Origin of the sequence: Polyangium spumosum, from assembly GCF_009649845.1 — a bacterium.
Lineage (GTDB): Bacteria > Myxococcota_A > Polyangia > Polyangiales > Polyangiaceae > Polyangium > Polyangium spumosum.
The window spans coordinates 83,272-104,172 of the sequence record NZ_WJIE01000014.1; the positions used below are offsets into that span (position 1 = coordinate 83,272).

At 71.7% G+C, this 20,901-nt stretch carries 20 protein-coding genes; 8 read left to right on the forward strand and 12 right to left on the reverse strand.

The window, feature by feature from the left end; translation table 11 throughout:
- Window positions 1-52: 52 nt before the first annotated feature.
- From GF068_RS34125 to GF068_RS44545, 4 genes are read right to left on the reverse strand one after another with little or no spacing between them, the layout of a single operon-like run.
- Window positions 53-667: a DUF4149 domain-containing protein gene (locus GF068_RS34125; protein ID WP_153823715.1), complete on the reverse strand. Its 615-nt coding sequence runs from the start codon at window positions 665-667 to the stop codon at window positions 53-55.
- Entirely contained in the window at window positions 664-1,683 is a 1,020-nt protein-coding gene (locus GF068_RS34130) for a tocopherol cyclase family protein (RefSeq protein ID WP_153823716.1), read from the reverse strand. Before GF068_RS34130 ends, GF068_RS34125 begins: the two co-directional genes overlap by 4 nt.
- On the reverse strand, window positions 1,680-2,711 hold the full coding sequence (locus GF068_RS34135) for a HEAT repeat domain-containing protein (RefSeq protein WP_153823717.1): 1,032 nt from the start codon (window positions 2,709-2,711) through the stop codon (window positions 1,680-1,682). The genes GF068_RS34130 and GF068_RS34135 overlap by 4 nt, the downstream gene beginning before the upstream one ends.
- A gap of 60 nt (window positions 2,712-2,771) precedes the next feature.
- Window positions 2,772-3,467, reverse strand: a complete 696-nt coding sequence (locus tag GF068_RS44545) for a hypothetical protein (protein WP_206079607.1) — start codon at window positions 3,465-3,467, stop codon at window positions 2,772-2,774.
- A 315-nt stretch (window positions 3,468-3,782) separates the two neighbouring features.
- Here GF068_RS44545 and GF068_RS34145 point away from each other — a divergent pair, with 315 nt between their 5' ends.
- The 5 genes from GF068_RS34145 (at window position 3,783) to GF068_RS34165 (ending at window position 9,955) form a co-directional block, all read left to right on the forward strand.
- A complete protein-coding gene (locus tag GF068_RS34145) occupies window positions 3,783-4,088 on the forward strand; it encodes a YfhL family 4Fe-4S dicluster ferredoxin (RefSeq protein ID WP_153823718.1) in 306 nt (101 codons plus the stop codon).
- A gap of 23 nt (window positions 4,089-4,111) precedes the next feature.
- On the forward strand, window positions 4,112-4,876 hold the full coding sequence (locus GF068_RS34150; RefSeq protein WP_338046687.1) for a hypothetical protein: 765 nt from the start codon (window positions 4,112-4,114) through the stop codon (window positions 4,874-4,876).
- A gap of 97 nt (window positions 4,877-4,973) precedes the next feature.
- Window positions 4,974-5,888, forward strand: coding sequence for a hypothetical protein (locus GF068_RS34155; protein WP_153823719.1), 915 nt, complete (start codon window positions 4,974-4,976; stop codon window positions 5,886-5,888).
- A 37-nt stretch (window positions 5,889-5,925) separates the two neighbouring features.
- Window positions 5,926-7,911 (forward strand): serine/threonine-protein kinase, encoded by a 1,986-nt coding sequence (locus GF068_RS34160; RefSeq protein ID WP_153823720.1) that lies wholly within the window; start codon window positions 5,926-5,928, stop codon window positions 7,909-7,911.
- Window positions 7,912-7,960: 49 nt separating this feature from the next.
- Entirely contained in the window at window positions 7,961-9,955 is a 1,995-nt protein-coding gene (locus GF068_RS34165) for a monovalent cation:proton antiporter family protein (RefSeq protein ID WP_170319845.1), read from the forward strand.
- A 14-nt stretch (window positions 9,956-9,969) separates the two neighbouring features.
- Here GF068_RS34165 and GF068_RS34170 read toward each other — a convergent pair whose 3' ends face one another.
- The 5 genes from GF068_RS34170 to GF068_RS34190 all read right to left on the reverse strand — a co-directional run bounded on the left by GF068_RS34170 (window position 9,970) and on the right by GF068_RS34190 (window position 15,447).
- Window positions 9,970-10,656, reverse strand: coding sequence for a hypothetical protein (locus GF068_RS34170; protein ID WP_153823722.1), 687 nt, complete (start codon window positions 10,654-10,656; stop codon window positions 9,970-9,972).
- Between the two features lie 32 nt (window positions 10,657-10,688).
- Window positions 10,689-13,139, reverse strand: coding sequence for a P-loop NTPase family protein (locus tag GF068_RS34175; protein ID WP_153823723.1), 2,451 nt, complete (start codon window positions 13,137-13,139; stop codon window positions 10,689-10,691).
- Window positions 13,140-13,183: 44 nt separating this feature from the next.
- Window positions 13,184-14,002, reverse strand: coding sequence for an MlaE family ABC transporter permease (locus GF068_RS34180; protein WP_338046688.1), 819 nt, complete (start codon window positions 14,000-14,002; stop codon window positions 13,184-13,186).
- Window positions 14,003-14,009: 7 nt separating this feature from the next.
- Window positions 14,010-14,540, reverse strand: coding sequence for a hypothetical protein (locus GF068_RS34185; protein WP_153823725.1), 531 nt, complete (start codon window positions 14,538-14,540; stop codon window positions 14,010-14,012).
- Window positions 14,541-14,628: 88 nt separating this feature from the next.
- On the reverse strand, window positions 14,629-15,447 hold the full coding sequence (locus GF068_RS34190; RefSeq protein ID WP_153823726.1) for a rhomboid family intramembrane serine protease: 819 nt from the start codon (window positions 15,445-15,447) through the stop codon (window positions 14,629-14,631).
- Window positions 15,448-15,552: 105 nt separating this feature from the next.
- On the opposite strand from GF068_RS34190, the gene cysS reads away from it, so the two are divergent.
- Window positions 15,553-17,130, forward strand: coding sequence for a cysteine--tRNA ligase (gene cysS / locus GF068_RS34195; protein ID WP_153823727.1), 1,578 nt, complete (start codon window positions 15,553-15,555; stop codon window positions 17,128-17,130).
- Between the two features lie 53 nt (window positions 17,131-17,183).
- A complete protein-coding gene (locus tag GF068_RS34200) occupies window positions 17,184-18,149 on the forward strand; it encodes a DnaJ C-terminal domain-containing protein (RefSeq protein ID WP_153823728.1) in 966 nt (321 codons plus the stop codon).
- A 19-nt stretch (window positions 18,150-18,168) separates the two neighbouring features.
- Here the strand turns inward: GF068_RS34200 and GF068_RS34205 are convergent, their stop codons facing one another.
- Both GF068_RS34205 and GF068_RS34210 read right to left on the reverse strand, forming a co-directional pair.
- Entirely contained in the window at window positions 18,169-18,591 is a 423-nt protein-coding gene (locus GF068_RS34205) for an HNH endonuclease (RefSeq protein ID WP_338046689.1), read from the reverse strand.
- Entirely contained in the window at window positions 18,588-18,815 is a 228-nt protein-coding gene (locus GF068_RS34210; RefSeq protein WP_240807822.1) for a hypothetical protein, read from the reverse strand. The genes GF068_RS34205 and GF068_RS34210 overlap by 4 nt, the downstream gene beginning before the upstream one ends.
- 123 nt (window positions 18,816-18,938) lie before the next feature.
- Between GF068_RS34210 and GF068_RS34215 the strand changes: the two genes are divergently transcribed.
- Window positions 18,939-19,094: a hypothetical protein gene (locus GF068_RS34215; RefSeq protein WP_153823729.1), complete on the forward strand. Its 156-nt coding sequence runs from the start codon at window positions 18,939-18,941 to the stop codon at window positions 19,092-19,094.
- 8 nt (window positions 19,095-19,102) lie between these two features.
- Here the strand turns inward: GF068_RS34215 and asnB are convergent, their stop codons facing one another.
- On the reverse strand, window positions 19,103-20,878 hold the full coding sequence (asnB, locus tag GF068_RS34220; protein ID WP_153823730.1) for an asparagine synthase (glutamine-hydrolyzing): 1,776 nt from the start codon (window positions 20,876-20,878) through the stop codon (window positions 19,103-19,105).
- Window positions 20,879-20,901 lie beyond the last annotated feature (23 nt).

A 20,901-nucleotide genomic window follows, 5' to 3' on the forward strand; every position in this document is an offset into this window, starting at 1 on the left:
CCTGGAGAGCCACGGAAGGGCCAGCCGGTCCGCCCAGCCAGACCGCCTCGCTTCAGCCGTCGCGAGGGCCCGGCGGCAAGGGCGCGACCGCCTCTTCGTCATCTTCCTCGTCGTCCGGCCTGCGCGGCTGGATGGTGAAGATGGTGAGCGCGACGAGGCCGAGAGCCATCCCCGTGCCGATCTTGCCAAAGAGCTCCGCGCGCTGGTGCACGAGCTCGAGGACCTGTCCCTGCGGCGTACCATCGCGGCGCACGCCTTGGCGATGCAGGTCGTTGATACGCGGCGTGAGCGACAAACCGACGTAGGCCGCGGAGACGGCCATGAAGAGGGTGCAGGAGCGGCGGAGGCGCGAGAGGATCGTGCGGCCGCGGCGACGCGCGGCGACGGTCCTCGCGACCTCGGCGGCGAGCACGCAGAGGGCCGCGCCGAGGGCGATCTTGTCGAAACGCGCGAAGGCCGCGCCCATCGCGTTGCCCGAGAAAGGCGCGGGGGCGAGGGCGAAGACGGCGGGCGCCGCGCAAGCGCCGAGCGCGACCATGCCGCCGATGTACACGCCGCCCGCGAGGACGGCGACGAGGGCCGCGACGCGGTCGACGATCGAGGCGATATGCGCCCACTTTTCCTGCGGATCGGGGGCCAGATCGGCCTCGGTGAAAACGTCGTTCATACGTGCATCCTCACGCCGTGGTCGGCGTCGCGCGTGCCGATCTCGAGCGCGGCCGCGTGGCTCTTCACGACGACGGGCGGCCTGCCCGCGGCCTCGAAGCGCAGATGGGCGCGCGCGAGCTTGCTGTTCAGGCAGTAGGTCATGGGGCCGTCGGGGTTCGGGTAGTAGAGGCCCACCATGTCGTCGGTCTCGGCCTCGAAGGTGCCCTCGATGCGCGCCGCGTGGCCCTCGGCGGAGAAGCTGTAGCGACGCAGGCCGACGTCGCCGTGCGCGCGCGCGATCTCGAGCGGGCCGTTCCAGGTGTAGGTCACGCCGCGGAAACGCGCGCAGACGAGGGTGACGAGCGGCGTGAGCACAGGGCCCACGCGGACGCGGCCGGAGAGAGCTTCGACGGTCAGGTCCGCTTCGCTCTCCCAGGTGTTGACGTGGCACCAGGCATAAAGATCGGCGTGCCCACGGCCCCAGTTGTGCCCCTGCATGCCGCGCCAACCAGAGAGGTCCCAGCGCTCGCCGTCGACGTCGACCTCGCCGGAGAAGACGAGGTCGGGGTACGGGGTGAGGGTCTTCGATTTCGGGAACTTGCCGCGGTACATCGCGGGGTGCGGGAAGGGGACGAACGGGCGCGCTTCGCCGTCGAATCGAAGGTCCCAGCGGATCGAGTGTTCGCGCCGCGTGATGCGCCCGTGCGTGTCGCCGGGCCGGATGCGCATGCGGTCGTCCGAGCCCGCGATGCTCCAGGCGATGTCGAGGCCCTCCGCGCCGAAGAGCGCGTCCGAGAAGGGGAGCACGTGCTTGACCGCGACGTGTTTGCTCGTCCCGCCGCGACGATCGAAGGCGATCGCCCAGCCCTCGGCGAGGGGTCGCCCGGGTTCGCGCGCGGAGGCGAAGATCGTGGCCTTGATCCAGAGCGCGCGTTCGCCCGAAGGGTCGTTCGCCTTGAGGAAGTAGCTCTCGACGTGATCGGCGCCGGACGCCGGGTCGAAGCGGACGGCGTTCGGATCTCTCGACTCGTTCATGCAGGTTCGTCCTCCGCGAGCGCGAGGAGGGCCTCGCTCACGGCGTGCGGATCGGCCCGCGAAGGATCCCCCTCCATGGCCGCGACGAGCGCGCGGGCCGAGCGGATGCGCGCCCGACCGACAGCGGCGACCGCGAGCGTGCGCTTGTTGCGATCCCACGAGCCGAGCTCGTCGGTGATCTCACGCGTGGCGCGGGCGTGGCCCATGCTCGCGAGCGCCACACGCGCGTGCCACGCGAAGCGGTCGCGGCCGAGGCCAAACGCGCCGCCGAACGCCCGACGCTCGAGCCCCACGCGCGCCTCTTCCAGTCCGAGCGAACCCGCGAGCTCGACGGCGGCCGCCTCGTCCTCGGCGTCCTCCGTCTTGATCGAGCCGTTCACCACGGACGCGAGCACCTTGGCCCCCGCCCGATCGCCGCTGTGCGCGAGCACCACGGCGGCGGCGACGCGCACCGTCGGCGAGGCGTGTTCGAGCAGGGCGCGCGCCCTCGCCACGAGGATCGGATCCACCGCGGGGTCGCCCTCGCCGCCGCCGATCTCCTCGGCCATGCGCAGCGCGATGTGGCAGACGAGCGGGTCGGCGTCTCGCGTGCGCGCGGCGAGCGCCTCGACGACGGACGCTCGATCCTTGCAGACGCGGGCGTAGGCGATGACCGCCTGGAACCGGACCTCGGCGCGGGCATCTTCGAGCGCGCGGGCGAGCCTCTGCGCGGCGCGGCAGTCGCCGATCTCGCCGAGCGCCGTCAGGGCCATCTGCCGGACGTGGACGTCGTCGTCCTCGATGGCGACGAGCAAGGCGGGCAGCGCCTCGTTCGCGCCCACGTCCGCGAGCCCGAGCGCGGCGGCCGAGCGGACGGTCGCGGCTTCATCGGAGAGCGCGCGCTCGAGGGCCCGCACGACCTGGCTACGCGCGTCCTCGGCGTGGCGGACGAGATCACGCACGGCGTCCGCGCGCACGGAGGGCTTGGACGAGCCCACGTCGCGCAGGGCGGCGTCGAGGGTGCGAGGTAACGCAGGCGCCCGGAACATGCGCGGCGAGGCTAGCACGGCGGGTGCCGGCGCACGCCCCGCGGATGGTCCGGAAAGACCTCAGGGACCGCCGCCCGCGCCTCCGGCTCCGCCCGCGCCTGCGCCTCCGCCTGCGCCTCCGGCTCCGCCTGCGCCGCCGGCACCTCCCGCTCCGCCTGCGCCTCCCGCTCCGCCTGCGCCGCCGGCACCTCCCGCTCCGCCTGCGCCTCCTGCGCCTCCCGCTCCGCCTGCACCGCCGGCTCCACCTCCGCCTCCTGCGCCCGTGGGCACGTAGGGGGGCGGGGGGGCGGGCGCGGTCGAGGGCAGGCAGATTTGCGGCACCTCGGTCGACACGGGCGGCGGGGGGATCTTCACCACGCAGATGCGCTGCGCGAGTGGCTCGAAGTCGATGATGCGCGCGGCGCGCTCGGACGGCTTTGCGCACTCGTAGCCGTCGCGGCAGTCGCCGTCGTCCTCGCAGCCGGCCATGCAGAAGGTCCGTTCGAAGCGACCCCAGCTCGCGTCGTCGGCGGGGCCACAGGCCGGATCGAGCTCCGAGGAGAACGCGACGCAGACCCCGTCGCCCTCCGGGCACTTGTCGGGCTCGCACGCGAAGAGGGTGCAATAACCGCCCGGCTGGTTCGCGTCGCAGAGGCGGTCGCCGATCTGCGAGCAGTCGAGCGAGTTGGTGCAGTCGTCCCCGATCTTCGGCTTGCAGCCGGCGAGCGCAGCGACGAGGGCGGCGAGGCAGAGCGTGATCACGCGGAGTCGGGGCATCGCAGGGCAAGCGTACTAACGGGCCTCGGGCCGGCGTGCAACCGGGCGCCGCGGACGGCGCGCTGGACGCAGAATTTGCCGGCCGATCGGAGGCGACCGGCGGCTCGTGACGTCACGCTGCGGGGTAGCTCTGGACGGATGGCCCGGGGGAATGCAGGATGGAGGCGCCGCTCCCTGCCCGCCCATTTTCTGGAGGGCGCGCGGCCCGGGAGCCCGGGCTTCGTCGAGCACGGAAGGCTCGAATTGACAGCCGGGGCGCCGCCCTTTAGATACCGGGAAATTCCGGACCGCACCCCCGGAGGACCAAGCAACCCCATGGCCACTTACATCACCGAAGATTGCATCAACTGCGGCGCTTGCGAGCCGGAGTGCCCCAACGAGGCGATCAGCGAGGGCGACGAGATCTACGTGATCGACCCCGAGCTCTGCACCGAGTGCGTCGGCTTCTACGATCACGAGGCCTGCCAGGCTGTTTGTCCGGTGGAGTGCTGCTTGCCCGACCCGAAGCGCGTGGAGACCGAGGAGGCGCTCATCACCCGCGCCGCTCGCCTGCACCCGGACGACGGCGAGCTCAAGTCGCGCGTCACCAAGAACGACTTCCCCTCCCGTTTCCGCAAGTAACCCCGAGGAGCGCCGCGCCCGAGGTGCACCCGCCCACGGCCCGCCCCGAGCTCTGGCCGCTCGCCCTCGCGATTTGCGCGCTGGGCCTGGGTGGTTGCGGCGGCGGCGCGCCCCTCCTTCATCCCGCGCACGTCCTTTCGCCCGGCAAGGTCACGGTAGGCGCGGGTTTGTCCGGCCGGCCCGTCCTCGCCGCGCTCCCAGGCGCGCCCGGGACGGCCGAGGCGCCCGTCGAGCAGGCCCTCCAGGACCTGGCGATCGCGCCCGCCGTCGCGCCCTGGTTGGGCGCCCGCGTCGGCATCGCGGGCTCGAACGAGGCGGGGCTCACGTACTCGGGGCGGGCGGTTCGTCTGGACGGACGGCACGCGTTCACGTTGACGAAGAGCGTTACGCTCTCGACGGGGCTCGGCGGCGAGCTGATCCTGGCGAGGTCGGGGACGGAGGGCGGGCTCGCAGGCGGGACGGGCGGGGGGCTCGACGTACCGCTGCTCCTCGGGTGGAGGAGCACGGGGGAGCTTTATTCTGGCTGGATCGGCCCGCGGGCGGGGATCTCCTGGGTGCGGGGGAGCATGGCCTCGAGCGACCCGGCAGCGACGAAGCCGCTCTCGCTCGCGGGACAACACGTCCGGGTCGGGATGGTGGCGGGGCTGCGGCTGGGCTTCCGCCACGTGCACGTGGCGCTGGAGGTCGGCGGGGACTGGCACACGGTCTCCGGCAGCCTGGGTGACACGGACGTCTCGTTTGATCAGTTCTCGTTGACCCCGGCGGGCGCCCTGGTCGTGGGCTTCTGAGCCCGGGCGGGCCATTTTTGGCCGTAAATCGCGCGCAGGGGAGCGACCTCGGGTGATGTGCTTGCCCGCCCCGAGGACCCGCCATAGACTGCCGATCATGCGCTCTTCGAACGTCCCGCTGCCCGCGCTCCTCGCCTCTCTCGGCGTTGTCGTGGGCGGTTGCTCGGCCCCCGTGGCCGACGACGTCGCGAGCGCGACCGGGTCCACGACCGAGGCGATCGTCCTCGTCGAACGCAGCGTCGCCGAGGGCGAGTTCGTCCAGACGAACGTGTCGGCGAAGTTCATGCGCCTCGCGTCCGGCGCGGATCCCGAGGTGGCCGAGCGCGTGGTGGGTGGATCGTGGCTCGAGCTGCCGGCGGCGGGCGAGTGCGTGGCGCTCACGCCGTTCGCCGCGGCCGAGGACGCGGACGCGCTCGCCGGGCTCGGCACGATCGAGCTGCTCGACGTGGGCGACCTGTCGATCCAGGCCGGCACGACCCGCATGCCCCTCGCGACGCGCGCGTTCCCGGACGTGGGCGCGTTCGTCTCGGGCGTGTTTTACACGTCGCGCGACGCGCAGAGTGATCTGCCGGCGCCCGCGCGGTACGTGCTCGAGAGCACGGGCTCGGCGACGCTGAACCCGTTCGCGATCGAGGCCGACGCGCCGAGCGCGCCGGAGCAGGTTCGTCTCGGCGAAGCCGCGCTCGCGGACGGCTTGTTGCTCGAGGAGGAGGCGGCCGCGACGCTGCGCTGGACGGCGAGCGAAGCGCCCGCGGTGGGCGACCTCGTCTACGTGGACCTGACGGACCCGAGCGGCACGGGTGTTCGTTGCGCCTACAACGATTCGGGCGAGGGCGTGATCCCCGAGTCGGTGCTCGGCAAGAAGACGTGGGGCGCGCTGCCCGCGCAGGTCGCGCTCTCGGTGCACCGCATCCGCCAGGGCGGCTTCGCGGCCGCGGGCGTCGACGCGGGCGAGCTCCGGTTCGATCTGTCCGTCGTCGTCCGCGCGACGATCGTGGCGGCGTCGCCCTGACGAACATCTGTCCGGCCAAACCAGCGGTGAAGCCGCGATGAACCCCGACGAGCGCGAGACGGCAGAAGAGGCCCGGGCGCACGCGGCGGCGTCGCGCAGGCTCGAGGAGGCATGTGATTTCGCGGGGGCGGCGCGGGAGGCGTTGCTCGCGGGGGACGCGCGGCGGGCAGCGCGGCTCGGCGCGCTCGGCGGGGACGAGGCGACGACGCGGGAGGCGATCACGCGGGTCGCGGAGCGGCTGCCACGCGAGGTGGCGCTGGCCGCGGCGTCGGATCTCGCGTCGCGCGGGTTCGGCAAGTACGCAGGGGCGCTCTACGCGTTGCTCGGCGAGCACGCGGAGGCGGCGAGCGCGTTCGTCGTGGCCGGCGAGGCGCTACGCGCGGCCGAGAGCTTCGAGCGCGCGGGGCAACCCGCGGAGGCGGCGCGCGCGCTGGAGAGCGTGATCCGACAGCGACCGGACGAGGCCGCGCCGCGGCTCGCGCTGGGCGCGCTGCTCGCGCGGCACGGGCGGACCGAGGGGGCGATCAAGGCGCTGCAGCAGATCGACGTCGCAGCGCCGGAGCGAGCCGCGGCGCTGCCCTTGCTCGCGCGGTGCTTCGAGGAGGTCGGGCTCGCCGAAGCGGCGCGGGAGGCGCGCGCGGAGATGGCGCGGCTCGGGGTGCACGACGAGACGCCGGCGAAGGACGCGCCGAAGGCGTCGGGCCGGAAAAACGAGCGGCGCGCCGGAGGCGTGGTCCTCTTCGGGCGCTACGAGACGACGCGCGAGATCGCGCAGTCGGCGCACGCGAGGCTCGTCGAGGCGGTGGATCGGATCAGCGGCGAGCGCGTCGCGGTGAAGATCTTCAGCGGGCTCGTCGAGGGCGCGGGGCGCGACGCGCTGCAACGCTTCGAACGCGAGGCGCGCGCGCTCGAGCGGCTGCGACACCCGAACGTGGTGCCGCTGCATCAGTACGTGCCCGAAGGGCCGGCGATGGTGCTCGCGTTCATGCGCGGCGGGTCGCTCGCGGACAAGATGCGCGAGGGGCCGATGGCGCCGGCGCGCGCCGCGGAGATCACCTGCCTGCTCCTGTCGGCGCTCGGCGAGGCGCACCGGCTCGGGATCCTGCACCGCGACGTGAAGCCCGCGAACGTGCTCTTCGACGACGCGGGGACGGCGATGCTCTCGGACTTCGGCGCGGCGCACCTCGGCGACCTGTCGAGCACGGCGACGGCCGGCGCGATCGGCACGTACGCGTACATGTCGCCCGAGCAGAGGCTCGGCCGTCCGGCAGGGATCACGAGTGATCTCTACGCGGTGGGCGCCGTGCTTTACGAGCTGCTCACGGGAGAAGCCGCGGAGCCCGTGCGCGGGCGCTTCCACGGTGCCGCGCCGAGCGAGAAGAACCCCGAGCTCGGTCCGGAGCACGACGCCGCCGTGGCCACGCTGCTCGCCGAAGAACCGGATCGGAGGCCCGAGGACGCCTTCGAAGCGCGGCGAGCGCTCTCGGCGCTCCGCTGGCCGGAGGCGCTGCCGAAGCGATGGACCACGACGAACGAGAGCGAACGTCCCGCCGCGCCGAAGCAAGGTGATCGCCTCGGGCCGCCGCTCGCGCTCGGCGACGGGCGCGACATGGCGAGCCTGCGGCACGACGCATGGCTCGACCGCGAGGTGCTCGTGATCCCGATGGACGAGGCCTCGCTCGCGCAAGCGCGCGCCTTCGCGCGGGCCGGGTCGCCCGCGCTGCCGACGGTGCTGCGCGTGGACCGCGCGGCCGGCGAGATCTGGGTCGCTCCGCCGCTCGGCAAGGCGCTCGCCGATGCGCCGCGATCGCTCGACGCGGCGACGATCGAGCGGCTCGGGCAGGCGCTCGTGGCGCTCGCGGCCGTGGGCGGGGCGCACGGCCACGTCGACGCGCAGCACCTGTACTGGTTCGACGGCGAGCTCGAGCTCGCCTGGCCTCGAAAGCCGGCCCCGCCCGATGCCGCGGCGCGAGACCTCGCGGCGATCGAGGCGCTCGCCCGCGGGACGTCGCCCCCACGCTGAGGCGCGCGCGTTTCGTGCATCCCGCGTCCCGCGGCGGCGGCGGCGGACCATGGAGCAGATCCCGATCCTTCGAGACCTGGCGATCATCTCGATCGTCGGTGTTGTCGTCGTCCTCCTCCTCGGCCGCGTGCGTCTGCCCGCCGTGGCGGGCCTCTTGCTCGCGGGCGCCTTCCTCGGCCCCACGGGCTTCGGGCTGCTCAGCGACGCGCACCGCATCCAGTCGCTCGCCGAGATCGGCGTCGTGCTCCTGCTCTTCGGCATCGGCCTCGAGTTCTCGCTCGAACGGCTGCGCCAGATCGCCAAGACCGTCACGATCGGCGGCTCGCTCCAGGTCGGCCTCACGATCCTCGCGGCGGTCCTCTGCGCGCGCGTCGCGGGCGAACCTTTCTCACGCGGGGTCCTCTTCGGCTTCTTGTTCGCGCTCTCCAGCACCGCGCTCGTGCTGCGGACGCTCGCCGAGCGCGGCGAGGTCGACGCGCCGCACGGCCGCTTCATCGTCGGCGCGTTGATCTTCCAGGACCTCTGCGTCGTGCCGATGGTGCTCGTGATCCCGATCCTCGCGGGTCGGTCCGGAGGCGATCCGACGCGGGACCTCGCGCTCGCGCTGGGCAAGGCTGCGCTGCTCGTGCTGGTCACGGTGGTGGTGGCTCGCTCGCTCGTGCCGCGGTTCTTCGCGATGGTCGACCGCGCGCGCAGCCGCGAGCTCTTCCTCATGGCCGTGCTCGGCATCTGCCTCGCGACGGCGTTCCTCACCTCGCTCGCCGGGCTCTCGCTGGCGCTCGGCGCGTTCCTCGCGGGCATCTTGCTCGCGGGCAGCGAGTACGCGCACCGCGCGATCGGCGACGTGCTGCCGCTGCGCCACGCGTTCACGAGCCTGTTCTTCGTCTCGCTCGGCATGCTGCTCGACGTGCACGTGCTCGTCGAAGAGCCGATCTCCGTGGGCCTCTACCTCGCCGCGTTCGTCCTCGGCAAAGGGTTCATCGCGACGCTCTCGGCCCTGTCGATGCGCTTCCCCGCCCGCGTCGCCTGGCTCGCCGGCGTGGGGCTCGCGCAGTTCGGCGAGTTCGGCTTCGTGCTCGCGACGCTCGCCGAGCGCAACGGGCTGATCACGCCGGCCGAAGATCGAGCGCTCCTCGCGGCAGGCGTGCTCAGCATGATCATCACGCCCCTCGCCATGCACCTCGCGCCGCGCGTGCGCGCCGGGGAGAAGATCCTGAAGCCGCTCGAGCGGCTGCTCGGCGCGCGCGGCATCGACGAGCCCATGCCCGAGCACAGCGCGCTCTCGGAGCACGTGATCATCGTCGGCTACGGCGTGGCCGGCAGGATGCTCGCGCGCGCGCTCGCCGAGACCCACGTGCCCTACCTCGTGCTCGAGCTGAACGCGGAGACCGTACGCGCCGCGCGCGAGGCGGGCGAGCCTGCGTATTACGCGGACGTCACGAGCCCCGAGGCGCTCGCGAACGCGCGGGTCGAGCACGCCGCGGCGCTCGTCCTGCTCATCAACGACCCCGAGGCCACGCGCCGCGCCGTGGCCGCCGCCAAGCGAAGCGCGCCGGAGATCCCCGTGCTCGTGCGCGCCCACTACATCGCCGCCGACCGGGCGCTCGCCGATCTCGGCGCCGACGAGGTGGTCTTCGAGGAGCTCGAGGCCGGGCTCGAGATGATCGCCCGCGTCTTGCGCCGACGCGCCGTCCCGCGGAACGTGATCATCGAACGCGTGAACGTCGCGCGCCGCGACAGCAAAGGGCTCTTCGTGCGCAAGCCGACGCTGCAGAGGCCCACGCTCGCGGAGCTGCACGAGCTCGGCGAGCTCAAGGTCGAGACGTTCCTCGTGCGGAGCGGATCGTTCGCGTGTGGCAAGAGCCCGCTCGACCTCGATCTACGCCGCAAGACCGGCGCGAGCCTGGTGGCGATCCGCAGGGGCGGCTCGCTCTGCGAGGACGTCACGCCGAGCGCGCCGCTCCGGGAGGACGACGTGCTTTACCTCGTCGGCAAGCTCGTCTCGATCGAGGGCGCCGTGCGGCTGCTCGACGAGGGCGACTGACGAGCGCGACGCGCTCAGGCGGCCTTGCGTCGCCGACGCCGCTGCACGAGGCGCACGAGCGCGCGTACGCCGAGGCCCGCGCCGAAGAGCAGGCCGAGCGACGACGGGACGCCCGCCGCCCACACCACGATCGGGATCGGCGGCCGCGTCGGGCACGTCGAGCGCAACCTGAAGCGGCACGCGTTCCTCTGGTTGATCTCGTCCCGCGCGGCCGTCGTCTCGGGCGTCTCGGGTAACGCGCGCATCGCCGCCGACGCGATCACCCACGCCGAGATCGCCTCCCGATCGGCCGAAGGATCCTGCGGCACGTGGTCCTTCATCGCCGTCGCGAGCGCCCGCGCCCGGGCCGCGGGCTCGAGCTCGGCGAACGCCGCCGCGAAGGCCGACGCCAGCGAGCTCGACATGCGCCCGAGGCACCCCACCGCCCGATCCTCGCTCGGCCGCAGGTACACGATGCTCCCCTCGAGCGTCATGTGCGGGATCGTGCCCGTGACCGGCTCCTCCTGCAGGAGCGAGCGCCGCGCGACGTGCGCGCACGCGTCGAGGCGCGGCGGCTGGCGCAGCCAGACCGCGGCGTACCGGAAGTACGACACGAGCGCGACCCCGAGGCCGAGCGCCGAGATCACGAGGAGCGCCGCGACCCGGAGGCGCGCGCCGCGCCCCCGCGCGGCCTCGGCGGAAGGGGGAACGGTCGCGCTCATGGGCAACGCTTTTGCTCGACGCCCCGGGGCTGTCAACCGCCGAGCGCCTCGCCGGAGGCCTGCGCGACCCGGGCCCAGACCGTCGACGCCTGGGGCTGGCCCATCACCCACGACAGGTACGAGAGGAACCGCGCGCACGCTTGCTCGGCCCGCGCGTCGGAGGCCTCGCGCGCCCGCGCCAGCGCCGTGAGCGTCTCGTGCAGCGCGCGATCGACCTCGCCCGCCGAGGCGAGCGCGATGCCGTACGACAGGAGCGCGCCCGCGCGCGCGCGCGGCGAGCTCACCGCCGCCGCCGCTTCCTTCAACTTGCGCAGCGCATCTCCATGCTCGCCGCGCGTGAGCAGGACGAGCGCGCTCATCCGCTCGACGAGCGCGTCACGCTCCCCGGTCACGCGTAGCCGCACGAGGATGTCCTCCAGCGTCTGGACGTCGCCTTCCACGAGCGCCTCGCGCAGCAGCTTCGACAGGCGCTCCGCCATCACCGAGGGATCCTCGGCCGCGACCGGATCCTCGCCGAGCGCGGCGACCGCCTCCGCCAGCGACGGCCTCGTCCGAGGCCCGAACGCCGCCACGCTGCTGCTCCGCGCGCCCAGGCTGTCGGGCGAGAGCGAGCCGATCGACGACGGCGACGGCGGATCGAGCGCGCGCATCGAGCCCCCCTCCCCCATCGACTCGATGATCGACGCGATCGACATCTCCTCGGCGTGCGGGCCCTCGAGGAGCGCGCCCTCGTCCGAGATCTCCGGCACTTGCACGTCCGGATCGAGGCTCTTCGCCTCCTCGATCAGCGCCGCCGCCGTCTTGCGCAGGCCCGCGCCTGCCGCGGCCAGCGCTGCCTCCGCCGCGAGCACCGCCGCCGAGGCCCGCTCTCCCGCGACCGCCGCGTGATACGCCGGCTCCGCGAGCCCGAGCGGCCCGACGTTTTGCTCGAGCACGCGCCCGGCCATCCGGTGCCAGAGCTCCCGCGTCCCCTCGTCGAGCAGCCCGATGAGCACACGCGCCTGGGTCCTCGACGTGATCGCGAGCCACCCTTCCTCCGGCCGCGACGCCCACGCCGCGCCGACGACCGTCTCCTCTGCGGCCGCCACGCGCGCGCCCGCGCCCCCCATCAGCGTCGACACGGCGTCCACGATCTGGTCCGGCGCATCCCCGCCGAGCAGCGCGACCCCCACGAGCGCCGCGATCTCCCCCGGCTCGAGCCACCTCGCGCGCCGCGTGATCCACTCTTGCGCTGGCGCCGGCGCGCCTCGACCGCTCACCCGATCTCGCGGCTCGGCCACCTCCCCGAGCCACCTGAGCTCGCCCGTCGCGAGCCCCTCGGCGAGCGCCTCGCGGATCCCGAGCGGCATCCCTTCGCCGAGCCGCGCCCATCGCGCCGCGGCCTTCTCCGTGATCGCGTGGCCGCAGAACGCCCGCGCGAGCTCTCTGGCCTGCTCCTTCGGCAGCGGACCCAGCGTCACCTCCGCGCCCACGGGGATCGACGACAGCACCTCGGGCAGCGCCTCCTCCACGTCGATCCGCACGACCGACCGGAAGAACCCCGGCGGCGGGATCGCCTGCGACACGACCTCCAGCGTGGCCATGTCGATCGACGTCGCGTCGTCCACCGTGAGCAGCCCCGATCGCCCGTCCACCGGCGCGAGCCACGCGTCCACGAGCTCCGCGGCGCGTTGCACGTCGATCCCCTCCCCCGACAGGAGCTTGTCGAGCGCCGCCGCGAGCGCCTCCGGCAGCTCCGGTGGTTCTTCCCGCGCGAGCGACCTCGCGAACGCGTTGCGCAGCGCCCCGAGTGGCTCGCGTGGCAAAAACGTCGGCGCGATCCGAAGCGATCGCGGGGGCGAGAGCCTGTGCGCGAGCTCCAAAAGCAGCCGCGTCCCGCCCGCGCCCGGCGCCGCGCGGACGAGGCCTGCGCATCCGAGCGGCACGGCGAGCTTGCCGAGCTCCTCCTCGCGACCCACGAACGCCGGCGCGGTCACGAGCTTGTACACGTTCTGCAGCGTGTCGCCGCGCAGGGGCGCGTAGATGTCGAGCCGCTGCCCCCGCACGATCGTCCCGTCCGCGCATCGACCGCGGCGCAGGCCGGCCGTCACGAGATCACCCGCCTCGACCGCCGCGATCTCCGGATCGAGCAGCACCTCGCCTGGCCGCGCGAGGAACGCGAGCCGCTCCGCCTTCTTCAGCGGCTCGCCCCACGCGAGCCCTTCCGGCGATCCGAGCGCTCGCATCTCGCCTTGCGCGACGCCGATCCGCAGCGGCTCGTGTCCTTGCGCTTCGGCCACTTGCTCGAGCGTGAACCCGAGCGCCTCGTCGAGCGCCTCGGCGGGGAAGTCGAAGGCGAACGCCTCGCTGCTCCACGCGCACAGCGCGCCTCCATGGGCCTCTGCGCGCTTCTTGATCGAGAGCGACCGCTCGAGATAGCCCGATCCGGAGCTCCCCGCCGAGCCCGAAGGCTCGTGGAAGCTCACCACGATACGTTCCGCCACGCGCGCATCGTCTCTCATCGCGCCCGGTCGTCAAAGAGGGATCGTCAGCCGAAAATGATGAACCCCAGCTTCGTCAGCACGAAGTCCGCCACGAGGATCGAGATCGACACGCCCACCACCGCCCGCGTCGTCGACTGCCCCACGCCCTCGGTCCCGCCGCGCGTGATCATGCCGAAGTGACAGCCCACGAGCGCGATGATCGCCCCGAAGAACGGGCACTTCATGAGCCCCATCCAGAAGTCGCGGAAGTGCATCGAGCCGAGCGCCGAGCGCAGGAAGAACCCCCACGGGATGCCGAACTGCCAGTCGCAGATCATCATCGCGCCCGAGAAGCCGATCACGAGCGCCAGCGCCCCGAGCACCGGCATCACGATCACGCACGAGATCAACCGCGGCACCACGAGCTTCTTCATCGGGTCCGCCCCGAGCGCGCGGATCGCGTCGATCTGCTCCGTCACCGCCATCGACCCCACCTCGGCCGCGATGCCCGAGCCGATCCGACCTCCCACGATCACCGCCGTCAGCGTCGGCGCGAGCTCGCGCGAGAACGACAGCCCGATCACGCGGCCCGTGTACTCCATGCCGCCGAACTTCTGCAGGCCGAAGGCGAACTGCACCGCCATCACCATGCCCGTGAAGAGCGCCGTCGCGCACGCGATCCCCAGCGAGCGTATGCCGAGCTGCTCCATCTGGTAGAGCGTCGACTGGAACTCGAACGGCCGCTTGAACATCGCGGCGAACGTCTCGCCCGTCATCCGCCCGAGCTGCCCGAGGTGCACGAGGAAGTTCGATCCCCGCTGCGCCAGCTTCACCCAGAAAGGCGGCTCCGGCAGCGCCGGCAGCTTCTTCGAGGGTGTACTCACGGGCGCGTTACTCATCGACCGGCACCGTCGCGAACCCCTTCACGAACGCGCGGAACGGGCCCACCGCGGCCGGGAAACCCGCGGGATCGGCGATGCAGTAGAGGTCGTAGACGCAGCCGTCCTTCTTCAGCACCCACACGTCGAACTGCCGCGGCACGCCGTCGAGCTTCGCCGCCACCACCGTGTGCAGCGCCTCGCGCCCGTCGAACGGGACGACCTCCTCGACCAGCACCTCGCGCTCGGTGAACTGCAAGAACAGGTGCTGCACGAGCGAACGCAGCGGCACGTCCTCGCCGTCCACCTTGCACCGGCCCGAGGCCGCGATCAGCGCGTCGTTCGCCGTGTCCTCGAACGCGAGCGCCTCGCCTTCGAGCTCGATCTGCTTCCACGTCGAGGGCGGCGTGGGCACGCGGAAGGCGTAGCCGCGCCCTCGGTACACCGAGCCCGTAAAGCTCGGCCCCGCGCACGCGCCCACGCCCGAGAGCGCGAGGAGGAGGCCGAGCAGCAGCGCTCGGGGGCGACGAAAGGGCAATCCCATCGCGCGGCGGAAGCTAACACGCCGTGCGAGATGTCTCCGGCGGAAACCGACGACCTGACCATGCTGTGACAACTGCGTAATCCGCTTCTCACCAACCCCAAGGATCCCGTCCGTGGGGCCGTCGGGGCGAGGGCGGCGAGGGCGGGCGCGGGTCGTACGGGGAGCGGCGCCGCTGGGCGGGCGGGCGGAACTGGGTCCAGCGGTCGTGCTCGCGGGGGGTCTTGTCCCGGATGAACAGGCGGATGAGGAGCGCGCCGGCGACGAAGCCGCCGAGGTGCGCGAAAAACGCCACGCCTCCGCCCGTGCCGCCGAGCGAGCCGAGCCCGCTGAAGAGGTTCACCACGAAATACTCGAGGATGATCAGCCAGGCTGGCAGCTCGAGGAAGATGCCGAAGAAGAGCCAGAGGGGCAGGATCGGGTTCAGCACCGTGATCGGCGAGCGCGGGTAGAGCGAGCCGTACGCCGCGAGCACACCCGAGATCGCGCCCGAGGCGCCGACCATCGGCACGACCGAGCCGGGGTTGACGAGCACCTGCGCCATCGCCGCGGCGATCCCGCAGAGCACGTAGAACAGCGCGTACCTGCGGCTGCCCATGGCGTCCTCGACGTTGTCGCCGAAGATCCAGAGGTAGAGCATGTTGCCGCCGAGGTGCGCCCAGCCCGACGGATCGTGCATGAACATGCTCGAGAAGAGCGTCGGCAGGGCCTCGACGGGCTCGTGCATGAGCCGCGCAGGCACGAGGCCGTGCTCCATGAGCATCTCGTGCGCCCGCGCCACCTGCCCGCGGGGCCCGGCCACCGAGATCAGCGCCTGCGTCCACACGAAGACGACGATGTTCGTGATGATCAGCAGCCAGTTGACGTAGGCCGGGCGCCGGACTGGCAGGCGGTCTCGAAGGGGCAGCATGAAGGGTTTTCATTACCATGCGCATGCCGTGCCGGCCTTCGAGGACACGAGAGCCAGCGTTCCCCCTCGTGACAGGCGCGGAGCGTGCTGGTAGACGAGGACGCGATGCCTGCGATCGGCCTACGCCTCCACGACACGATGACCGGCAAGCTGACCCAGCTGGTCCCCAAAAGGGCCGGCGAGGTGCGCGTCTACTGCTGCGGTCCCACCGTCTACGACGTCGCGCACGTGGGCCACGCCCGCGCCGCGCTCGCCCCGGACGTGCTCGTCAGGCACCTGCGCAGCCAGGGCGTGCGGGTCGTCTACACGCGCAACGTGACGGACGTCGACGACAAGATCCTCGCGCGCTCGAAGGAGAACGACGAGACGCCGCTCGCGCTCTCGGCGCGCATGACGGCGCACTACCAGGAGGACATCCGCGGGCTCGGCTGCGTCGATCCCGACCACGAGCCGCGCGTCTCCGACTCGATCGGAGACATCGTGGCGATCGTCGAGAAGCTGATCACGAACGGCAACGCCTACGTGGTGGACATGCCGAACGGCGCGAAGGACGTCTACTACGCGGTCCGCTCCTTCGCCGAGTACGGCAAGCTCTCGCATCGCAACCTCGACGACCTCTGCTCGGGCGCGCGCGTGGAGGTCTGCGAGCTGAAGCGCGACCCGCTCGATTTTGCGCTCTGGAAGGGCTGCGAGGCGGACGCGTGGGGCTGGGAGAGCCCGTGGGGGCGAGGCCGGCCGGGCTGGCACATCGAGTGCTCGGCGATGAGCGAGCGCTACCTCGGGTACGGCTTCGACGTGCACTGCGGCGGCATGGACCTCGTCTTCCCGCACCACGAGAACGAGATCGCGCAGAGCGAGGCCGCGCATCCGGGCGAGGGTCCCTTCTGCTCGCTCTGGATCCACAACGGCTTCGTCAACGTCGACAAGGAGAAGATGTCGAAGTCGCTCGGCAACTTCGTCACGATCCGCGACGTCTACCAGCGCAACGACGCCGAGGCGCTGCGTTACTTCCTGCTCACGGTGCACTACCGCGGCCCGATCTTCTTCGAGACGGAGAAGCGCGACGACGGGCGCGTGGTCTTCCCGGGCGTGCTCGAGGCCGAGCGGCGCGTGGATTACCTCTACCACACGCTCGGCCGGCTCGGCTCGCTGGCCGGTCTCGCGGGCGGGGCGGGGACGGCCGACGACGGGGCGCCTGCGCCGACGATGCGTTTGCCGAAGGAGATGGCGCCGATGATGGAGCTCGCGTCGCAGGCGCGCGGGAAGGTGGAGCAGGCGCTCGACGACGACCTCAACACGCCGGTGGCGCTGGCGGTCGTGGGCGAGCTCGCGCGCGCGGGCAACGAGCTCGTGGACCTCGCGCAGAGGCGCCGCAAGGACGCGGAGATCGCGAAGGCGGCGCCGCTCGTGGCGAGGATGCTGGCGCGCGCGCTCTGGTCTTCGGTGGAGCCGATCGGCATCTTGCAGACGCCGATGGACGTCTACCGGTCGCGCACGCAGGCGCGTCGCCTGTCGATTTTGGGCAAGACGGCCGAGGAGATCGCGGCGCTCGTCGAGGAGCGACGGCAGGCGCGGCAGGCGAAGGACTTCGCGCGTGGGGACGCCATCCGGAAGGAGCTCGAGGCGCTCGGCATCGAGGTGGCGGACAACCCGACCGGGACGACCTGGCGGATTGGCGTTTAGTCGTCATCCCCCCGTGACGTAGCCAGAGGGGGGATTTACCCTTCCCCCGGCCCATGGCTCGTGACCTTTACACTGTGCTCGGCGTCGCCCGGGACGCAGACGAAGACACCATCAAGAAGGCTTTCCGCAAGCTCGCCGTCCAGTACCACCCGGACAAGGCGCCTGGAAAGGCGAACGAGGCGAAGTTCAAGGAGATCAACCGAGCGTACGAGGTCCTGTCGGACAAGCAGAAGCGCGCGCTCTACGACGAGTTCGGGGAGGACAGCCTGCAGCAGGGCTTCGACCCGGAGCGCGCGCGTTTCGTGCGCCAGTACGGAGGCGGCCGCGGCCGAGCGGGCGGCGGCGGTGCCGGCGGGGTGCCGTTCAACGTCGAGGAGATCTTCGGCGGGGGCGGCGGCGGCGGCGGGGCCGATTTCGGGGACCTGTTCGGCGACATGTTCGGCCGGATCCGCGGGGGCGGGGCGCGCGGCGGGCCGCGCGGGGCGCGGAAGGGGCAGGACGTCGAGAGCGAGGTGACGATCGACTTCGTCTCGGCGGTGAAGGGCACGACGGTCGAGCTCCAGCGCGCGGGCGAGGAGCCGATGACGGTGCGTATCCCTGCGGGCGCGAACGAGGGCAGCCGCATCCGCGTGCCTGGTCAGGGCGGGCCCGGGCTGGGCGGCGGACCTGCCGGGGATTTGCTGCTGACGATCCACGTGACGCCGCACGCTTTGTTCAAGCGCGAGGGGGACGATTTACGTCTCGACGTGCCTGTGAGCATCGGCGAGGCGTATTTCGGCGGGAAGATCAAGGTGCCGACGCCGGACGGGGAGGTGACGCTGAAGATGCCTGCGCGGACGCAGAGCGGGCAGGTGTTGCGCCTCAAAGGAAAAGGCGTGGCGCGAAAAGGGAAGGAGCCGGGGGATCTGTATGTGCGGTTCTTGATCCAGATTCGCACGGAGGAGGATCCGCGCATCGCGGAGGCGGTGAAGGAGCTGGATGTGGTGGGGGAGGAGCTGAGGAAGGATTTGAGGTTCTAGGTGACATCCGAGCCGTTGGTCACGAGCTCGGGTACCGCCCCCGTAATGCTTCCTCGCGACGAATGGCGACGGCGAGCGGGCGGTTCATCCGGAGAACCTCGACGGTCACCCGCCCCGTCGCCGTCGTCCCTTGGATGACGAACTCGACATTGACGCTGAAATGGTCTTCCCAGCGTGACGACCTGGGATCATAGAGCGCGACGGACGCGCTCGTGACCGGGTCCAGGGCGGATGTTCGCGCTCCTTTGCGGAGCGAGCACGATACGCAGGAGAGCGCCAGGTTGTCGAGCGTGGTCGGGCCTCCGTGCCGTCGAGGCAACACGTGATCGACGTGGAACGTCGCTTCCTGACTCTCCTGGGAGATCCTGCAATATTCGCATCGGTTTTGCGCCCGCTCACGGACGCGGCGTTGCACCGAGGCGGGGATGTGCTCCCGGCTCACCCCGCCGCCCGCGACGCCCTGAGCCGCAACAAGCTCAACAGATCCGCGAGCTCGACCAGCCCTTCCGCCTCGACCTGCTCATCCTCGGTCAACGGCTCGCCTCGGTCCTGCTTGTCGAGGAGCGCTTGAAGCCGCCGGTCGACCCCCTCGGGCAAATGCAGCCGCGCCATCTCTCCCGATAGCTCGAGCTCCATGTCCAGCCGTACCTTGGCAGCTTCGCCCATATTTGACCCCCGTCTCGTCGCTGGAACGAACCTTAAGCCTCGCGACGGGCCCGCAGCAAGAGGAACCACCAGGAGGCTCCCCCGCACCGCCAGCACGTATTGCCGATCACCGTCGACGCGGTCATGCTGGCTGCCGACGCGGTCTTGCTGGCTGCCGACGTGCTCTTGCTGGCTGCCGACGCGCTCTTGCTGGCTGGCGACGCGATCGTGATGGGCCCCCTCGGAGGCTCACGACGCGTGGGGTGGGGGGGCTCGATGGTCCCGGACAGGCTCGCGTGAGCCTCTCCTCAAGCCGCGACGGCGCGGCGCTCGACCCGGTGGAACGCGTGGTACCAGGCGTGCAGCACGTACAGCGAGAAGACCCGCTCCTGCGCGCTCCGGCTCCCCGCGCGCGCCCGCGCCCGCAGCGCCTGCACCGCCGCCGCGTCGACCAGGCCCGCCTCCGCGACCGCGCTCGCGCCGAGCAACGACTCGTCCCGATCGGCGCCCGTGAACCACGTGTCCGGCGCGTGGAACGGCGCCTTCTTCGCGGAGAGCACGACGTCGGGCAAGAAGTCGCGCATCGCGCGCCGAAGCACACGCTTCGTGAAATCGGGGCCCGTGCGCACCGCGTGCGGGATCTTCGCCGCAAACTCCATCACACGGTGATCCATGAACGGCGCGCGCGCCTCGATGCTCCGCGCCATGCTCGTCCGATCCAGACGCAGGTTGATGCGGTCGGGCAACCGAAGGCGCGTCTCGATCAGCAACATCTGCGAGAGCGGGTCGAGCTCCCGCGCCTCGCGATCGAGCTCGTCGAATCGACCGTCGTCGAGGTCCTCGCCGAGCAGCGCCGCCCGCTCGCGCCGCGAGAAGACGAACTCCTCGTGCCTAAGATATCGATCGAGCGGGCTCGCGCCCTCGAGCTCCGGATCCTGCGTGGCGACCGCGAATTTCCGGTATCCCGCGAAGAGCTCGTCGCTGCCCTCGCCCGAGAGCACCGTCGTCACGCCCGCCCGCGCGACCGCGTCGAAGACCGCCGCCGTCGGCAACAATGCGTCCGTCGAGACCGGCTCCTCGACTTGATGGAGGATATCGTCGAGCGTCCTCGCCTGCTCGCGCTCCAGGTGGATCACCCGGTGGTCCGCCTCGTAACGCCGCGCCACCTCGGCCGCGGCGGGAGATTCGTCGATGGCCGAGCCCTTGAAGCCAATCGTGAAGGCCCGCGCGCGATGCGTCTCGAGGCCCGGGGCGCCCAGCGCGAACACGGACGCGGAGTCGACGCCGCCGCTCAGGAGGAAGCCCATCGGCACCTCGCTCTCGAGGCGTATCCGTACGGCCTCGTGCAGCGTCGACCGGAGCGCCTCGCTCCATTGCTCGACCTCGAGCGGCCGCGGCATCTGGCCATCGTCATGCGTGAAGCCGAGCCGCCAGTACGGGACCAGGCGCGGCGCCGCGCCGGACTCCGCGACGAGCAACGTGCCGGCCGGGAGCTTGTGGATCCCCTCGAAGATGGTCCGCGGCGCCGGGACGTATCCAAAACGAAGGTAATCGGCGACCGCGGCGCGGCTGACGGGGGCATGACCGTCCCGGAGGAGGGGCTTGATCTCCGAGGCGAACCGCAGCGTCCCCTGATCCCACTTGTAATAAAGCGGCTTCTGCCCGGCGCGGTCGCGGCCGAGGACGAGGCGGCGCGCCTTGCGATCGTAGAGCGCGAAGGCAAACATGCCGCGCAGCTCCTTCACGAAATCGATCCCCCGCTCCTCGTAGAGGTGCACGAGGACCTCGCCGTCGACGCGCGAGCGGAAGCGGTGCCGCTCCTGCAATTGCTGGCGGAGCTCGTGGTGGTTGTAGATCTCGCCATTGACGACGACGACGATCTGCTCGTCCTCGGAGTAGATCGGCTGCGCGCCGCCCGCGAGGTCGATGATGGCGAGCCGGCGGAACCCGAGCATCGCGTGATCGTCGGCGTAGAAGCCCTGACCATCCGGTCCGCGGTGGCGGAGGAGCTCGAGGTGCTCCGTCGTCAAGGGCATGTTCTCGAAACGTTTGTCAGGGGAGAAGCCTCCGGCGAACCCACACATGGTATCCTCCTCGTGAACGAAAG

Bases quoted from the DNA above. Each gene is read 5' to 3' on its own strand.
- GF068_RS34125 (WP_153823715.1), bottom strand. From the start codon at position 667: ATGAACGACGTTTTCACCGAGGCCGATCTGGCCCCCGATCCGCAGGAA.
- GF068_RS34130 (WP_153823716.1), bottom strand. From the start codon at position 1,683: ATGAACGAGTCGAGAGATCCGAACGCCGTCCGCTTCGACCCGGCGTCC.
- GF068_RS34135 (WP_153823717.1), bottom strand. From the start codon at position 2,711: ATGTTCCGGGCGCCTGCGTTACCTCGCACCCTCGACGCCGCCCTGCGC.
- GF068_RS44545 (WP_206079607.1), bottom strand. From the start codon at position 3,467: ATGCCCCGACTCCGCGTGATCACGCTCTGCCTCGCCGCCCTCGTCGCT.
- GF068_RS34145 (WP_153823718.1), top strand. From the start codon at position 3,783: ATGGCCACTTACATCACCGAAGATTGCATCAACTGCGGCGCTTGCGAG.
- GF068_RS34155 (WP_153823719.1), top strand. From the start codon at position 4,974: ATGCGCTCTTCGAACGTCCCGCTGCCCGCGCTCCTCGCCTCTCTCGGC.
- GF068_RS34160 (WP_153823720.1), top strand. From the start codon at position 5,926: ATGAACCCCGACGAGCGCGAGACGGCAGAAGAGGCCCGGGCGCACGCG.
- GF068_RS34165 (WP_170319845.1), top strand. From the start codon at position 7,961: ATGGAGCAGATCCCGATCCTTCGAGACCTGGCGATCATCTCGATCGTC.
- GF068_RS34170 (WP_153823722.1), bottom strand. From the start codon at position 10,656: ATGAGCGCGACCGTTCCCCCTTCCGCCGAGGCCGCGCGGGGGCGCGGC.
- GF068_RS34185 (WP_153823725.1), bottom strand. From the start codon at position 14,540: ATGGGATTGCCCTTTCGTCGCCCCCGAGCGCTGCTGCTCGGCCTCCTC.
- GF068_RS34190 (WP_153823726.1), bottom strand. From the start codon at position 15,447: ATGCTGCCCCTTCGAGACCGCCTGCCAGTCCGGCGCCCGGCCTACGTC.
- cysS (WP_153823727.1), top strand. From the start codon at position 15,553: ATGCCTGCGATCGGCCTACGCCTCCACGACACGATGACCGGCAAGCTG.
- GF068_RS34200 (WP_153823728.1), top strand. From the start codon at position 17,184: ATGGCTCGTGACCTTTACACTGTGCTCGGCGTCGCCCGGGACGCAGAC.
- GF068_RS34210 (WP_240807822.1), bottom strand. From the start codon at position 18,815: ATGGGCGAAGCTGCCAAGGTACGGCTGGACATGGAGCTCGAGCTATCG.
- GF068_RS34215 (WP_153823729.1), top strand. From the start codon at position 18,939: ATGCTGGCTGCCGACGCGGTCTTGCTGGCTGCCGACGTGCTCTTGCTG.
- asnB (WP_153823730.1), bottom strand. From the start codon at position 20,878: ATGTGTGGGTTCGCCGGAGGCTTCTCCCCTGACAAACGTTTCGAGAAC.